The 15,885-nt window shown below is 62.0% G+C and carries 16 protein-coding genes; 10 read left to right on the top strand and 6 right to left on the bottom strand.

Features of this window, described 5'->3' with window-relative positions:
- The first annotated feature begins 24 nt into the window (after positions 1-24).
- Entirely contained in the window at positions 25-1,887 is a 1,863-nt protein-coding gene (locus J4G38_RS12275; protein WP_210521285.1) for a M1 family metallopeptidase, read from the top strand.
- Between the two features lie 54 nt (positions 1,888-1,941).
- Here the strand turns inward: J4G38_RS12275 and J4G38_RS12270 are convergent, their stop codons facing one another.
- Complete coding sequence (locus tag J4G38_RS12270) at positions 1,942-2,466, bottom strand: acyl-CoA thioesterase (RefSeq protein WP_210521284.1); 525 nt, start codon at positions 2,464-2,466, stop codon at positions 1,942-1,944.
- 192 nt (positions 2,467-2,658) lie between these two features.
- Here J4G38_RS12270 and J4G38_RS12265 point away from each other — a divergent pair, with 192 nt between their 5' ends.
- The 3 genes from J4G38_RS12265 (at position 2,659) to J4G38_RS12255 (ending at position 5,597) form a co-directional block, all read left to right on the top strand.
- Positions 2,659-4,677 (top strand): FAD-dependent oxidoreductase, encoded by a 2,019-nt coding sequence (locus J4G38_RS12265; RefSeq protein ID WP_210521283.1) that lies wholly within the window; start codon positions 2,659-2,661, stop codon positions 4,675-4,677.
- A 68-nt stretch (positions 4,678-4,745) separates the two neighbouring features.
- A complete protein-coding gene (locus tag J4G38_RS12260; protein WP_210521282.1) occupies positions 4,746-5,105 on the top strand; it encodes a hypothetical protein in 360 nt (119 codons plus the stop codon).
- A gap of 81 nt (positions 5,106-5,186) precedes the next feature.
- Entirely contained in the window at positions 5,187-5,597 is a 411-nt protein-coding gene (locus J4G38_RS12255; RefSeq protein ID WP_210521281.1) for a hypothetical protein, read from the top strand.
- Between the two features lie 18 nt (positions 5,598-5,615).
- Here the strand turns inward: J4G38_RS12255 and J4G38_RS12250 are convergent, their stop codons facing one another.
- Positions 5,616-6,302, bottom strand: a complete 687-nt coding sequence (locus J4G38_RS12250) for a hypothetical protein (RefSeq protein WP_210521280.1) — start codon at positions 6,300-6,302, stop codon at positions 5,616-5,618.
- Between the two features lie 54 nt (positions 6,303-6,356).
- On the bottom strand, positions 6,357-7,823 hold the full coding sequence (locus J4G38_RS12245) for an aldehyde dehydrogenase family protein (protein ID WP_210521279.1): 1,467 nt from the start codon (positions 7,821-7,823) through the stop codon (positions 6,357-6,359).
- A 430-nt stretch (positions 7,824-8,253) separates the two neighbouring features.
- On the opposite strand from J4G38_RS12245, the gene J4G38_RS12240 reads away from it, so the two are divergent.
- Positions 8,254-9,318 (top strand): phosphatase PAP2 family protein, encoded by a 1,065-nt coding sequence (locus J4G38_RS12240; RefSeq protein ID WP_210521278.1) that lies wholly within the window; start codon positions 8,254-8,256, stop codon positions 9,316-9,318.
- A 72-nt stretch (positions 9,319-9,390) separates the two neighbouring features.
- Positions 9,391-9,822 (top strand): DinB family protein, encoded by a 432-nt coding sequence (locus J4G38_RS12235; RefSeq protein ID WP_210521277.1) that lies wholly within the window; start codon positions 9,391-9,393, stop codon positions 9,820-9,822.
- Positions 9,823-9,898: 76 nt separating this feature from the next.
- On the opposite strand, the gene J4G38_RS12230 is transcribed toward J4G38_RS12235, so the two are convergent.
- Positions 9,899-10,549, bottom strand: a complete 651-nt coding sequence (locus J4G38_RS12230) for a hypothetical protein (RefSeq protein ID WP_210521276.1) — start codon at positions 10,547-10,549, stop codon at positions 9,899-9,901.
- Positions 10,550-10,646: 97 nt separating this feature from the next.
- On the bottom strand, positions 10,647-11,516 hold the full coding sequence (locus tag J4G38_RS12225) for an SDR family oxidoreductase (RefSeq protein WP_210521275.1): 870 nt from the start codon (positions 11,514-11,516) through the stop codon (positions 10,647-10,649).
- A gap of 178 nt (positions 11,517-11,694) precedes the next feature.
- On the opposite strand from J4G38_RS12225, the gene rluF reads away from it, so the two are divergent.
- From rluF to J4G38_RS12205, 4 genes are all read left to right on the top strand, one after another.
- Positions 11,695-12,726, top strand: coding sequence for a 23S rRNA pseudouridine(2604) synthase RluF (rluF, locus tag J4G38_RS12220; protein WP_210521274.1), 1,032 nt, complete (start codon positions 11,695-11,697; stop codon positions 12,724-12,726).
- A gap of 89 nt (positions 12,727-12,815) precedes the next feature.
- Complete coding sequence (gene rlmF / locus J4G38_RS12215) at positions 12,816-13,787, top strand: 23S rRNA (adenine(1618)-N(6))-methyltransferase RlmF (RefSeq protein ID WP_210521273.1); 972 nt, start codon at positions 12,816-12,818, stop codon at positions 13,785-13,787.
- Positions 13,788-13,945: 158 nt separating this feature from the next.
- The gene (locus J4G38_RS12210) at positions 13,946-14,779 is read left to right on the top strand and encodes an FkbM family methyltransferase (protein ID WP_210521272.1); all 834 of its coding nucleotides are present in this window, start codon (positions 13,946-13,948) and stop codon (positions 14,777-14,779) included.
- A gap of 187 nt (positions 14,780-14,966) precedes the next feature.
- Positions 14,967-15,458: a cold-shock protein gene (locus J4G38_RS12205; RefSeq protein ID WP_210521271.1), complete on the top strand. Its 492-nt coding sequence runs from the start codon at positions 14,967-14,969 to the stop codon at positions 15,456-15,458.
- A 123-nt stretch (positions 15,459-15,581) separates the two neighbouring features.
- Here J4G38_RS12205 and J4G38_RS12200 read toward each other — a convergent pair whose 3' ends face one another.
- Positions 15,582-15,860 (bottom strand): hypothetical protein, encoded by a 279-nt coding sequence (locus J4G38_RS12200; protein WP_210521270.1) that lies wholly within the window; start codon positions 15,858-15,860, stop codon positions 15,582-15,584.
- Between the last annotated feature and the right edge of the window lie 25 nt (positions 15,861-15,885).

The raw sequence follows: 15,885 nt of genomic DNA, 5'->3' as shown, positions 1-15,885 counted from the left end.
ACCTCGCCCCGTCTGTCCCCTTCTATGATTCGAACCCTGCTTACCCTGCTCCTGCTCGCCGGCCTCACGCAAGCCGCCGCCGCCCAATCCCTCTACATGCCGCGCGATATCAAGCAGGCTTTCGCCAAAGGCACCCGCGCCCCCGACGGCCGCCCCGGCCCCAACTACTGGCAAAACCGCGCCCGCTACGACATCACGGTGGCCGCTGCGCCGCCCGCCCGCGACATTCGCGGCCGCGAGCGCATCACCTACTTCAACAACAGCCCCGACACGCTCAAGCAAGTAGTCCTGCGCATTATCCAGAACATCCACCAGCCCGGCGCGAGCCGCGACGGCGACGCCTCGGCCGACTACCTCACCACCGGCCTGCAGGTCGACACCTTCACCGTGGCCGGCCAGGTGCGGCCCTACACCGGCAAAGCCGGCCCCGCCACCTTCCAGACCGTGCGCCTGCCGCGCCCCCTGGCCCCGCACGATTCGGTGAAATTCACCGTGGCCTGGCACTTCCCCATTTCCATTGAAAGCGGCCGGGAAGGCATGATTGACCCCACCACTTACTTCCTGGCCTACTTCTATCCCCGCATCGCGGTGTACGACGACTACAACGGCTGGGACCGCCTGCCTTTCGTGGATAGCAAGGAGTTTTACAACGATTTCAACGACTACACCCTGCGCGTGCGGGTGCCGGCCAACTACATCGTGTGGGCCACCGGCACGCTGCAAAACCCGCAGCAGGTGCTCCAGCCCGCCGCCGCCAAGCGCCTCAGGCAGTCGATGACCAGCGACGCCGTTATCCACGTCGCCACCGCCGCCGACCTGGCCAGGAACAGCATCACCAACCAGCAGCCCACCAACACCTGGGTCTGGACCGCCCGCGACATCTCCGACGTGACCCTCGGCCTGAGCAACCACTATGTCTGGGATGCCGCCAGCGTCATCGTGGACGCCCCCGCCAAGCGCCGCACCAGCGTGCAAGCCGCCTTCGCCGATTCCACCTTGGATTTCCACTCTTCGGTGAAAAACGGCCAGTTCGCCCTCGGCTGGTTTTCCAACGCCAGCAACTGGCCCGGCGTGGCCTACCCATTTCCTAAAATGACGGCTTTCCAGGGCTTTGCCGACATGGAATACCCGATGATGGTGAACGACAGCCCGCAGAAAGACCCGCAGTTCGCGCAGCTGGTGCAGGACCACGAAATCGCCCACACCTGGTTCCCCTTCTACATGGGCATCAACGAAAGCCGCTACGCTTTCATGGACGAAGGCTGGGCCACCACGTTCGAGCTGCTCATCGGCCGCCAGGAAAACGGCGTGGAAAAAGCCGACGAGTTCTACAAGAAGTTCCGCGTCAACCGCTGGATTCACGACGCCGCCACGGCCGAGGACCTGCCCATCATCACGCCCAGCAGCGAGCTGCGCGCCGGCTACGGCAACAACGCCTACGGCAAGCCCTCCCTCAGCTACCTGGCCCTGAAAGACCTGCTCGGCGATGCCCTGTTCAAGAAAAGCCTGCACGAATACATGACCCGCTGGCACGGCAAGCACCCCATTCCGTGGGACTATTTCAACTCGATGAGTAGCGCCAGCGGCCAGGATTTGAGCTGGTTTTTCAACAACTGGTTTTTCACCAACAACTACATCGACCTGGCCGTAACGGCCAGCGGCAGCACCATCACCGTGCAGAACATCGGCGGTTTCGCCGTGCCGTTTGATGTGGTAGTGGAATACGCCGATGGCAGCAAAGCCACCCTGCACCAGTCGCCCGCCGTGTGGCAGGCCAACCAGCAGCAAGCCACCATCACCTTGCCAAAAGCCGCGAAAACGGTGGCCTTGCAAGGCGGTATTTTCATGGATGCCAACGAGAAGGACAACGTCTGGGCACAGAAATAGTCGCCTATCATTGCGAGTGGGGCGCAGCGCAACGCGGCAATGGCAGGCGTTACTCTATTCCTCTGAGCCGGCGCTTTTCCGCAGCTTCTTCAGTTGCTGGCGCACCTCTTTCACGCGCTCGTCAAACCCATCAGGGTCGTAGCTCACGTCTTCGACGTCGAGCTGGTCGAGCAGGTCCATCATGGCGTTGGCGTGGTCGGTGCGGGTGCCAGCGGGCGTGGTCACGAAGGCCATTTCCGACCACAGCAGGGCCAGCAGGCGGGTTCCGTCCTCGTTGCGCATCTGCATTTCGAGCACCAGGCTGGAGTTATCGTAGTGAATGAGCTGGCTGAGAATTCGCACCAGCACGCCCTGTTTGGCCGGCTTGAGGTAGCTGATGTGGTGCTTGGTGATGACCCAGGCCGCCTTCTGCTCGCGGGCCAGCTCGCCCATGTTCAGGGCATAATGCGCGGTGGTGTGGTCTTCGCGGGCGTTGAGGAAGTAGTCGAGGTAGCGGGCGTTGTTGAGGTGGCCCAGCATGTCGCAGTCCTGGAAGTAAACGCGGTGGGTGGTTTCGGGCGTTTGGATGAGATGAGCCATAGGTGGCGAGAGGGTGACTTTGAGGCAAAGGTCGGACGGGGGAAACAATACAACAGCACGTCATGCTGAGCTTGCCGAAGCATGACGTGCTGTTTTCTATCATCCACGCCCTCACCCATCCCAAAAACTACTCGGCACGCCTAACACTTTGCGGAAAAATCCCTACCTTTTCCCTTCCAAAACTCCCGCCCCATGTTCTCGCTTACTCCCGACCGTTCCGCCGTCCTGCAGGCTCTGGCCGACACCTTCATTCCCGCCCTGCCCGATGGCAGCCCCGCTGGCTCCGCCGGCCTGAACCTGGATAAGTTGCAGGAAGCCATTCGGGAGCAGCCGGAGGGCGCGCAGGCCGAGTTCAGCAAGCTGCTCGACCTGCTGGAAAAGCCGCTGCTGGGCCTCACCTGGTTCGGGCCGCTCAAGCCGTTCCGCAAGCTCGATGCGGCCCAGCGCGAACAGCTGCTGCAAAGCTGGGCCGCCAGCAACGTGCCGCAGCTGCGCAAAGGCTTTAACGCGCTGCGCAAGCTGTGCACGCTGCTGTACTACGGCGGCAGCACGGCCGAGACGCCAGCCGCCTGGGGCCGCCTCGGCTACCCCGGCCCCGATGAGAAGCCGGTGGATTCGCCCAAGCCCATCCGCACGCTGAAGCCCGAAACCGACACCACCTACGAATGCGACGTGCTGGTGATTGGCTCCGGCGCGGGCGGCGGCGTGGTGGCCGGCGAATTGGCTCAGGCCGGCTACGATGTTTTGGTTATCGAAAAAGGCCCCTACTGCCACGGCTGCGACTTCACCCAGCGCGAAGTGGACATGCTGGGCACGCTCTACGACGCCAAAGGCACGCTCAGCACCCAGGACGGCAGCATCGGCATCCTGGCCGGCTCCTGCCTGGGCGGGGGCACCACCGTGAACTGGGCCGGGGCCTTCCGCACCCCCGATTACGTGTTGCAGGAATGGGCCCGCGAGCATAATGCGCCCCACTTCACCACCCTCGAATTCAAGGAAAGCCTCAACGCCGTGGCCCGCACCATTGGGGTGAACACCAACTACACCCGCCACAACGGCCAGAACCAGGCCCTCTGGGACGGCTCAACCAAGCTGGGCCAGGAAGTGAAGCTGATTCCGCGCAACGAAAAGGGCCTGACTGATTCGGAAAGCCATTTTCGCAGCCTCGGCTACACCACGCTGGGCGACGCCCACGGCATCAAGCAGGGCACGCTGAACACGTACCTGCTCACCGCGTTCGAGCACGGGGCCCGCATTCTGGCCGATACCAAAGTGGACCGCGTGACCATTACCCAAGGCCGCGCCACCGGTGCCGAGGCCGTACACACCACCGAAAACGGCCAAACCGTGCGCATCAGCGTGAAGGCGCGGCGCGTGGTGGTGGCCGGCGGGGCCGTCCAGACGCCCGCGCTGCTGCTGCGCTCCGGCCTGAAGCACCCGCACCTGGGCCGCCACCTCCACCTGCACCCCACGGTGGTGGTGGGCGCCCGCTACCCGCACGCCATGAACTCCTGGCACGGCCCCAGCATGAGCGTGGTGAACGACACCTATACCATGCTGCACGGCACCAACTTCGGCGCGAAGCTGGAGACGCCGCCCACCCACCCCGGCCTGCTGAGCATGGTGCTACCCTGGCTCTCGGGCCGCCAGCACCACGAGCTGCTGCGCGATGCCGACCACCTTGGCTCGTTCATCGTGCTCACCCGCGACCGCGACGGCGGCCGCGTCAGCATCGACAAAAACGGCGCGCCGCTGATTGACTACGCCCTGTCGGATTTCGACCGCGCCAACATGCTGGAAGGCGTGCGCGCCGCCGCGCAAATTCACGTCGCGGCCGGGGCCGAGCTGGTGTATCTGCCCCACGGCACCCTGCCCACGCTGCACACGAAGGACGGCGTGCTCCAAAACCCCGAAGTCCTCGACAAGCTGCCGCACCTGAGCTGGAAACCCAACCAGTTCGGCCTCTACAGCGCCCACCAGATGAGTACCTGCCGCATGGGCGGCGACGCGACCACCCACCCGCTCAAGCTCAACGGCGAAACCGTGGAGGTGCAGAACCTTTTCGTGGCCGATGGCTCGGCCTTCCCGGCGTGCAGCGGCGTCAATCCCATGCTCACCATCATGGCGCTGGCACATTTCACGGCGCAGGGCATAAAGGCCAGCCGGGCAGTGGAAGCTATTAACAGTGAACAGTTAGCAGTGAACAGTTAGAAAGTCGTGTACCTTTCAACTGTTCGCTGCTAACTGTTCACTGTTCACTGTTCACTGCTAACTGTATCATGAAACGCCCGCCGCTGCCGTACCTGTTGCTACTGCCGCTGCTGGTGGTGCTGCTGTTTGGCAATTGCGGCCTGAGCCGGGGCGGCGTGCGGGGCTGGCTCAACACGATGGGCAACCGGCGGCGCGACCGGCTTCAGGAAATTGTGCTGCGGGAACGGGCCGAGCGCGCCGCCGCCCGGCACAACCTGCACGGCGCGGCGCGCGAGGAAGCGCATCGGCGCATCGAGCAGGCCACGCAGGCCCGGGCCGACAGCCTGCTCTACGGTCATTTCGAGCAGAAAAAATTCCGTAACCGCCGCAACAAGGTAGAGCGCCAGCTGGTACGCCTCCCGCCGCTGCTGCCCATGCCCAAGGAGTAAGAGCCGCGGCCTTTTTTGCCACTGAATGGACCTCCACGCCATTTCCTGCGTACTGGTTGGAATATCGTTATTCCTGCACCTATGCGTTCAACTCGCCTTTCCGCACTGCTGTTGCTGAGCCTGACCGCGGCCAGCTGTTCCATTTTCCATCACCGCGAAAAGCCGGCTCCCGTAGTCGAAACCGTGCGCACTCCCGACTCGCCCACGCCACCCACCGCCGCCCGCGACCTCGCCGACGTAATGGCCACCGACCTGCAGCTCACTCCCGACCAAACGGTCCGCGTCCGCAGCATCCTCAGTAGCACCGTAACCCAGGCCAACGCGGCCAGGGAGAAGTTTCCGGCCCAGTCGCCCCAGCTGCTGGCCGAGCAGAAGCGCATCAACGCCACGTCCCAACGGGAATTGCAGCAGGTACTGGGACCCGTAAAGTTCAAGAAATTCCTGGCCAGCCAGCGCAAGATGGCCGCCGAGATGCAGCAGCGGCAGAAGTAACAGGTGGTTTATCGGCTCTCACCGTCGGCGCCGGTAGTGGTCCTGCGTGTCCCACAGTCCGGCGTAGCGGCCCACGCGGCGGGTTTGCGGGCCCGGCGCGGGCATGAGCTGGAAGGAAGTAAGGGCGCCGTGCTCGCGGTGGTAGCGCACGGTGGCGGGGTCCAGGGCCAGCAGGCGCAGCGTGTCGGTGCCGAAGGCTTGCCAGCTGAGGCGTGGGCCGTCGATTTCCAGGCGCTGCACCTGCCATTTGTCGCCGTCGTCGGTGGGCGTGTTGAGGTAATAGCGGCCCTGGAAGCGGCGCAATACGCCGGGTGAGGGGCCCGTGAGGGTGAAAATGGTATCGGTCCAGAGCCGGCTGTCGCGCACCGAGTCGCGGCCCACCCACTTCAGGTAGTGCAGGGTGCCATCCTTCTCCGCATAGGTCGTATCGGCCCGGAGCCGGCGGTGCATCGAATCGAGTTGATTCCGGCCGAGCGTTACTTGCAGCAGCTCCTGCCGCCATACCGCCGTGTGGCCGATGCAGAGCGACTTATTCGAATCGGCGGCTGTGTACACGGCGCGGTGCCGGGCCGGGAAAACGGCCATATCGGCTGCCTGGGCCGGAAATGGCTGGGCAAAGCGCACCTCCAGGCCGCCATCGCAAGCCGTCAGCACCCAGCCAAACCCCATTACCAAACCGCCGCGCAAAAAGAATGAAGCCGTCATGGCACTTCATTCCACCGCCAGCCGAAGGTAACCTATCAGCCTGCCCAAACGCCGCTACAGGTACTTCACCAGCAGCTCAATTAGCTTCTGCACCTTGCCGGTGTAGGGCGGGTACATGGCCTTGATGCCCGTGAGGCCCACGCGCTGCCGCATCACGCCCTTCTCGTTGCTGAACGCCAGGAAGCCCGAGTGGCCGTGCGCCTTGCCGAGGCCGGAGTTGCCCACGCCGCCGGTGGGCAGCTCCGGGTGGGCGAAGTGCAGCACCGTTTCGTTCACGCCCGCGCCGCCGGCCGAGATGTTATCCAGCAGGTAGCGCCGGTTTTCAGCGTTGGTGCTGAACACGTACTGGGCCAGCGGCTTGAGCCGGGCGTTGATATAATCCGTCGTTTCCGGCAGGTTTTTGAAGGTGAGCACGGGCAGCAGCGGGCCGAAAATTTCTTCTTCCAATACCCGGGCCGTGGCCGGTACGTTGGTCAGAATGGTGGGCTCGATGTAGTTCTGGGCCTCGTCGACGGTGCCGCCGGTGGCCAAGGTGGCGCCCTTGGTCTGGGCATCTTCCAGCAGGCCGACGAGGCGGGCAAAATGCTGCTTGTTCACCACCCGAGCCAACGAATCGGACTGCTCGATGCCCGCGCCGCTGGGGTTGTAGGCCCGCTGAATGGCGGCCGTGAGCTCGGTGAGCAGCGCCGGCTGCACGCTTTCCTGCACCAGCAGGTAGTCCGGGGCCACGCAGGTCTGGCCGTTGTTCAGGAACTTGCCCCACACGATTTTCTCGGCGGCGTCGCGCAGGTTGGCGGTTTCGTCCACCACGGCGGGGTTTTTGCCGCCCAGCTCCAGGGTGAGCCCGCTGAGGTGCTCGGCGGCGGCCCGCATCACGATTTTGCCCACTTCGGGGCTGCCGGTGAAGAAAATATGGTCCCAGGGCAGCTTGAGCAGTTCGGTGGCCGTTTCCTTGCCGCCTTCCAGCAGCAGCACTTCGTCGGGCCGGAATAGGTCTTCGCACAGCCGGCGCAGCAGGGCCGAAGTAGCGGGCGTCTGCTCGGCCGGCTTGATGACCACGGCGTTGCCGGCCGCGATGGCCGAAATCAGCGGCCCCACGGCCAGGTAAAACGGATAGTTCCAGGGCGCGATAATCAGGACTACGCCCTTGGGTTCGACCTGCACCCAGGAGCGGGTGCCCAGCAGCGCCATGCTCACACCCACCCGGCGCGGGGCCATCCACTTTTTGAGGTGGCTGCTGGTGTGCTTGATTTCGACCAGCGAGGTCCAGATTTCGGTGAGGTCCGTTTCGGCGGCGGGCTTGCGGAAGTCGGCAAAGAGGGCATTCTGGATATCGGTGCGGTGCGCGTGCAGCCAGTTTTCGAGCTTTTTTAGGCGGGCGCGGCGGGCGGCCACGTCCGCCTGGCGCAGGGCGGCCGTGCGCTGGCGCAGGGCCGTAAACCCGGCCCCGAACTGATTGACCGCAATGGCCCCGGCGGGGGAAACAATGCCCTCAAGGGGCGCAATAGCAGTTTCGGGCATCGACAGGGTGGGTTTGGAAGCAGAATCAGAAGTGCGTCCGGCCCGCACGGCCCGGCACTTGCAGAAAGATACGCTGCTTGCCTAAAACATTCGGCGCGCCACTGCGTCATCGGGAAATAGTGTCGCACACGTTACCCCCAACGCGGCGGCGGTATTACCTTTGCGGCCCATTATCCGGGCCATCTCCCGCCTGTATTCCCTACTTGCTAGGCCGCGCCCCACCCCAGCCGCGCGGTTAGCCGCCGTTATTATTAGCCTCCTTTTTGTGAACATTAACTACTATTGCCGTACCACACGGCTGTTTGTTGCGCTTTCTTTCGGTCTGAGTTTTGCCCCAACCAGCTTTATTCGCGCAACCTCACTGACCGCGAGTGGGCCGCATATTGCCGCCTCCGGCCCAAGCCTTGGCGCTACCGTTGCCGACACGCTTGTGTTGGCAGCCGACACCACCAGGCGCCAACCGGCACCCGTCCCTGCCGTTTCGGCCGCGCCCACCGATTCGCTGCCCCACATTCATCCGCGCGACGCCGCCGGCCGCATCACCGACTACACCGTGGCCCCCGGCGTGACCTGGCACTACGACAAGCCCAAGGCCTTCCGCTGGGCTTTCCACATCCCGCGCGATTTGGGCCAGTTTCCCAAATACGCCTTCCGCAAGGAAAACACCGACACGTTTGTGGGCCTGGCCGTGAGCTCGGTGGCGCTGTGGGTGGCCGACCAGGCCATTGTCGACTGGTCGCAGGATTTCGGCAAGTTTCTGGGCCTCACGGCCAAGAGCACCCAGAAGTCGCTGTTTTCCATTCCGTTTCACGTCGGCAGCGCCAACCTGCCGCTGGAGCTCAACGTGCCCGATAACCTCAACAGCACGTTCTATTACCTCGGCGACGGCTGGACGCACCTCACCGTGGCCACCAGCTTCTGGATATACGGCGGCCTGAAGAAGGACAACCGGGCCCTGCAAACCTCCGGCGAGCTCGGCGAAGCCATTTTCAGCACCGGGCTGGTGGTGCAGGCCATGAAGCGCCTCACCGGCCGCCAAAGCCCCTACGTGGCCACCAAAGACCGCGGCGAATGGAACCCGTTTCCGGCCTACAGCACTTACCAGCACTTCGTCCCCAACTACGACGCCTTCCCCACCGGCCACCTGGCCACGGCCATGGCCACGGTCACGGTCATCGCCGAAAACTACCCCGAGTACCACTTCATCCGCCCGCTGGGCTACTCGCTGATGGGCCTGCTGGGCTACTCCATGCTCAACAACGGTGTGCACTGGGCCTCCGACTACCCCATCGGCATCGCGTTGGGCTATGCCTTTGGCAAAATTGCCGTGCGCAACGGCCGCACCCGCGTCGAGGCCGCGCCCGACGACCCGGCCGCGGCCCACGGCACTGGCCTGGCGCCGCCGCGCAAGCCCCGCCCCTGGTACCGGCAGGGCAAGCTTTCGCCCTACAACTACGGCCCTTTCACCGGTGCTTCCTGGTCACTGCGCTGGTAGCGACGGCCCACGCCTCGCTATCCTATTTATCAGTCAGCCAACATGATGGAACTATCCGCTAGCCTTACTCAATTGGAAGCTCAGCTTGCGTTGCTGGCCGAGCACTGGGAACGGTTCACGGAAGAAGAATTGTTGGCGCTTTCCGGCCCCGGCCGCTGGTGCAAAAAAGAAGTGCTGGGCCACCTCATCGATTCGGCCGTCAATAATTACCGCCGCTTCGTGCTGGCGCAAATAGAGGCGCCGCCCCTCAAGCTAATACCCTACGACCAGGATGCCTGGGTGCGTGCGGCCAATTACCGGCAGGTGCCTTCGGCCGACCTGCTCACGCTCTGGACCAGCGCCAACCGCCTCATTCTGCACTTGCTGGCCCAAATTCCCGCGCCGACGCTGGCCATCGAATGCTTTTCCCTCAACAACAACCCGGTCACTTTCCGCTGGCTCATTGATGACTACGTGCTGCACCTGGAGCACCACGTCCGGCAAATTATTCACGAGCACGAATAACCCCAGGGCGAAGCTGCGGCGCACAAAAAAGCCCGTTCCTGATTGGGAACGGGCTTTTTTGTGCGGTTGCGTCAGCTTATTTAAACAGGCCCTTTTTCACGGTGCGGTGGCCGTTTTCGTCAATTTTCACTTTCGTGCCGTCGGCGCGTTTGATTTTCACGGAGCCGTCATCGTTGCGCTTCACTTTGGCGCCGTTTTCGAACTTGGTTTTTTTGTCGCCGTCGTTCTCATTTTCCATCTTTTTCACGCCCGAGCCCTGGCCCACGCCACGCGAGGCGGTATGCACCGTCGATTCCGTGGTGACCGTTGTGTAGGGCTGGCCGGCATAGTAGGTGCCCAGGTTGCTGGAGTAGGAATTATATTCGGCCGGGTTGGTCAGGATGGTTTTGATTTCCCGGTTGGCCTCGTCGTTGGCGGCTCGGGTGGCGGCGTAGCGGCCCGTGGTGTCGGTGGTGTAGGTGTTCAGCTTGCGGCCCCGGGTGTAGTACACGGTTTTGATGCGGCGCACCACCGTGGTGTCGGTCAGTTTCAGGTCCTGGGCCACGCGGGCGGCCAAGGCGTCCGCGTCGTTGCGGTAGGCCGTGGTGTCCACCGTCGTGGTGGTCGTCGTCGTGGTCGTCGCGTCAGGAGTGGATACGGTGGTAGTTTCTTCCGTTTTTTTCTCCTGCGAGCAGGCGGCGGTGGCCAGGGTGGCGGCGGCCAGCAGGCCAAGCAATTTGGTGTTCATAAGCGAAGATTAAGAAAGTAAAAACAGCCATTTGGCTATTTTTGGTCTGATACGGTGGGGCTTGTTCAGAAGTTATGGCCCGGGCACCGGCCGGTTGCTAAGCATTTACCACCGAGCCGCCGTTGGGGTGCAGCGTCTGGCCCGAGAAATACGACGCATCCTCCGAGGCCAGAAACACATAGGCCGGGGCCACTTCGGAGGGCTGGCCGGCGCGGCCCATCGGCACATCGTGCCCAAACAACGGCAGCTTCAACAGCCCCACGCCAGTGATAAACGGCGTCCAGATGGGCCCCGGCGCCACCGAATTCACCCGAATGCCTTTCTTAATCAGCTGCAGCGACAGCGCCCGCGTGAAGGCCGTGATGGCGCCTTTGGTGGACGTGTAATCCAGCAGCATCTCGTTGCCCTTGAAGCCGTTCACCGAAGCGGTGTTGATGATGGCATCGCCTTCTTTGAGGTGTTTCACGGCTGCCCGCGCGATGCGAAACATGGCTATGATGTTGAGATTGAAGATGCTGTCGAGCTCCTCATCCTTGATATCTTCCAGCGAGTCGTGCCAGTTTTGTTCGGCAGCATTATTCACCAGGATATTGAGCCCGCCCAGCTCGGCCACGGTGCGGGCCACGATTTCCTGGCAGAAGGCCGGCTGCTTGAGGTCACCGGGCAGCAGCAGGCAGCGGCGGCCGTGGGCCTGCACGATGTCCTGCACTTTTTCGGCGTCCTGCTGCTCGGTGGGGAAGTAGCAAATGGCCACGTCAGCCCCCTCCACGGCAAAATGCACGGCCACGGCGCGCCCGATGCCCGAGTCGCCCCCGGTGATGAGGGCCACTTTGCCCTTGAGCTTGTCGGCCCCCTTATAGCCTTCGCGGATGAACTCGGGCTCGGGGGTCATCTTGTATTCGAGGCCGGGGTGGCCGGCGCCCGCGTCCTGGCTTTGGGGCGGGAAAATAGTGGGTTTATCAGACATAAAAAGGCAGTAATTGGGAAAGATTAGGTTTCCCTAACGAGCGGATTTATTGCGGGTTGCAGCAGTTGAGACGCACCAGCAACCGCCACCCCGCCCCCGAAAGCCGTAACTTCGCGCCAGCCAGCCCCCCGATGCACCTCTGCCGTCGTGGTTCGGTTTTCCAATTTTTCCGCCGCCGATGCCCCCCGTTTCCTCCACGCGCCTCAACAAATTCATCAGCGAAAGCGGCCTTTGCTCGCGCCGCGAAGCCGACCGCTTCATCGAGCAGGGCCAGGTGCTGCTCAACGGCAAGCCGGCCAAAATCGGCGACCAGGTGGGCCCGCGCGACCAGGTGAGCGTGAACGGCCAGAAGCTGGAGCCCAAGCAGGCCGAAGACGCGGTCTACCTGGCATTTAACAAGCCGTTGGGCGTGACCAGCACTTCCGAGCCGGGCGTGCGCGGCAACATCGTGGACTACGTGAACCACGCGGCCCGCGTCTTCCCCATCGGCCGGCTCGACAAGGACTCCTCGGGCCTGATTTTCCTGACCAGCGACGGCGACATCGTGAACAAAATCCTGCGGGCCGGCAACCAGCACGAAAAGGAATACCTCGTGACGGTGGACCGCATTCTTACCGACCGCATGCTGGACGAAATGGCCCACGGCATTCCCATGCTGGGCGTGGTCACCAAAAAATGCCTGGTGGAAAAGGAGACGCCCTACATCTTCCGCATCACGCTGGTGCAAGGGCTGAACCGCCAAATCCGCCGCATGGTGGAGCATTTTGGCTACGAGGTAACCAAGCTCGAACGCGTTCGCATCATGAACGTGAGCGTGAAAGGCCTCGCCGTGGGCGACTGGCGCGACCTGACGGAGCAGGAGCTGGCCGGCATCATGCGCATGGTGGCCAAATCGAGCGGTACTGAGGAAGCCTCCAGCGGCCGGCGCAGTGCCAAAGCCGCTCCCAGAAGCGCCGCCGAAACCACTGAATCCGGTGCTCCGAAAGCAGCCCGGCCTTATAAAAAATCAGGCCCGCCGTCCATGCACAACCCATCGGGCACCGGCTGGTGGGGCCCCCGGCCCGAAAAAGCCGCGGGCCCTGGGCAGAAACCAAAGTCCACCGGCTCCCGCCCCAGCAAAGCCGACCCCATCCGCCCCAGCAAACCAAGTGGCAGCCGGCCCACCAAGGCGGGTGGCCAGCGCAAGAGCGGCGGCTCGCCGCGCCGGTAGTTGTCAGCTTTTAGTTAAAGAACCCCAGAACGGTTATGCTGAGCGGAGTCGAAGCATGACCGTTCCAACACAATCGTTTCATTAGCCCGATGCCCCCCAAGTCCTCCGAAATCCCAGCCGAGAAAGACCAGCTGCACCCGCGCAACCCGCACCGGGCGCCCTACGACTTCCCGCAGCTCAGCCAGCGCAGCCCGGAACTGGCCGCCTTTGTGCAGCCCAATCAGTACGGCAATCTGTCGATTGACTTTGCCAACCCCGTTGCCGTGAAAGCCCTGAACCGGGCCCTGCTGTGGCAGTTCTACGGCATTGAAAACTGGGATATTCCGAAGGGCTACCTGTGTCCGCCCATCCCCGGCCGGGCCGATTACGTGCATTACCTGGCCGATTTACTGGCCGAAAGCAACGGCGGCGTCCTGCCGCCGGGCGAAGAAATCACGGTGCTCGACGTGGGCGTGGGTGCCAACTGCATTTACCCCATCATTGGCCGGCGCGAATACGGCTGGCACTTCGTGGGCTCCGACATTGATGGCGTGGCCGTGCGCGCCGCCCAGCAGATTGAGGCCGCCAACCCCACGCTGGCCGGGGCCATCGAGTGCCGGCTGCAACCAGCCCGCACCCGCATTTTCGATGGCCTCATCCAATCCGGCGAAGTGTTCGACCTCACGATGTGCAACCCGCCGTTTCATGCCTCTGCGGCGGCGGCGGCGGCGGGCACCCAGCGCAAAACCACCAACCTGGGAACCGGCCGCGGCCCCCGTCCGGCCCTAAACTTTGGCGGCCAGAACGCCGAGCTGTGGTGCGAGGGCGGCGAGGCGGCATTCATCCGCCGCATGGTGCAGGAAAGTGGCCGGCGGCCCCGCTCCTGCTACTGGTTTACGTCGCTCGTTTCCAAAAAAGACACGCTGCCCGGCGTGTATCGTGCCCTGCAAACGGCCAAAGCTACCGAGGTGCGCACCATCGAAATGGCCCAGGGCCAGAAAAAAAGCCGCCTGGTCGCCTGGACTTTTCTCACGCCTGTGCAACAAACTGCTTGGCGGCAAACGCGGTGGGTGACTCGATAAGCAGTTGGTTCGGTGGTCTTGCGCGGTTATTCCATCCGCATTACCAGAAAAGATGCTTTCTTGCTGAAGGTTTTGCTTGACAATACAGTCGAGAATAGCCTCCTATGCACAGTTGTGCTTTTTGAGTGCCTGGTACCAATCTACCTCGTTTATTAACTATGAACATTCAGAACAAGTACCTGCTCTTCCTGATTTGTAAATTGAGGTATTTGCGCAACAAGCAAAACCTGAAAGGCTTAAAGGTTATTAACAACGGCCGCTTTTACATATACCATGTTGGTGGCATGCACGTTGCGTCCGAGGAGTTCAATTGGTATCTGACCAAAGAAGTCTTAGCAAAGGAAGTAGACCGGGTAAGCTGCCGCTACTACACTCCCGGCCCCGGCGACACCGTGGTGGATGTGGGCGCGGGTTTGGGCGAGGAAACGTCGATATACGCCAGCATGGTAGGGGCCACGGGCACCGTATATTCCATAGAAGCCAACCCGGTTGTGCACAACGTTTTGCAGCAGGTCATTGCGCTCAATAAGCTTGACAACGTGCGCTCATTCAATCTTGCCATCAGCAGCGCCCCCGGCACCGTGGCCATTGATGACGCCCCCCTGAGCTACCTGTCTTCTTCGCTTGAAAACATTGTTAAGGGAACCGTATACGAAGTAGATGGCCTGCCATTTGAGGATTTTTGCGCAGCCACTAACCTCGCCACCATTGATTTGCTCAAGGTCAATATCGAAGGAGCGGAAAGATTTTTCAATACTACTTTTCTCAATTCAGGGTTGGTTATTCATAACGTCGCCATTTCTTGCCATGATTTCCGCTTTGAAAAAGAAGGAAACGAATTTTTTAAAACCAAGCAACTGGTAACTGATTTCCTGAATGCCAGCGGCTACGAAACGTGGTCGCAGCAAACGGGCCAGCGCCATATTGATGATTGGGTGTACGGCAAGAAGCGCGCCTCCCAGCACGGCTACGCGGGGAGCATCGGCAACTAAAACCGGCTGATTATTTGCCAAAAAAAGGGGTTAGGAACCTCGTTCGCACCTTCGGGCGAACGCACAAATCGCCCCCTGCCCATCACCTTCATTTATTGCGTATCTTCGTAGTAATCCACTCCTCTACTTTTGCCCTTTGCACTCTCAACGGGACCGAGCAGATACAACGATTTAGCAGCACAGTACTATGGGTAGGTCTCAAGAGACATTTGGTAAAAAGGACAACGAGAAGAAACGCGCGAAGAAGAAAACCGAAAAGGAAGAGCGCAAAGCCGAGCGCCAGGCCAACGCCAAAGCTGGTCAGCCGCTGGAAGAAATGTTGGCCTACGTGGACGAGAACGGCAATATTACCTCTACGCCGCCCGACCCCACCAAGAAGCGTGTCATCAAGGATGAGGACATTCGCATCAGTGTGGCCAAGCAGGAGGACCGCGAGCCGGAAGACACCTTGCGCAACGGCATCGTGAGCTTCTTCAACACGTCGAAGGGCTACGGCTTCATTAAGGACCAGCAGACCCAGGAAAGCATTTTTGTGCACGCCAACGGCCTGGCCGGCGGCACTATTGGGGAAAACGACAAAGTGACTTTTGAAGTGGAGATGGGCCCCAAAGGCCCGAACGCCGTGCGCGTGCGACTGGCCAGCGCCACCCCGCCCCCCGCCGCCGCTCCGGCCGAGTAGCGAACGCAAACAGCAAAGCGGCTGATGCTCGGGAAGCATCAGCCGCTTTGCTGTTTGCGAAGGTTTCATCGGCCCGCCAAAACGGAGCATTTCCCGCTGCTGGCCTTGCAACATGACGGCGCGCTAGGCGTTGCCGTCCATTGCCGCCAGGTTCTCGTCGGCGGCAGTGCCATTAGACACAGAATTGGCGCCGTTGGAGGCTCCTTTGGGCCGGCGCTTGGACAGGTAGTTCAGCCCCAGAGCCACCAGGGCGGCTCCGCCCACTACTTTCTGCGCCGTGCTCAACCCACCAATGCGGCTGGCCGTGCCTTTGCCGAGCTTCCGGAGCGACTTGGCAGCTCCGCCGAGCAGGGTTTTGTTGCCGGCATTTCCGGTTTTCTTTTTGTTCTTGGTCTTTTTCATAGCGTTTTTTGAAAGGGACTATTTG

This window comes from Hymenobacter terricola, assembly GCF_017921975.2.
Taxonomy (GTDB): domain Bacteria; phylum Bacteroidota; class Bacteroidia; order Cytophagales; family Hymenobacteraceae; genus Hymenobacter; species Hymenobacter terricola.
This window is presented reverse-complemented; position numbering and strand designations above follow the sequence as displayed.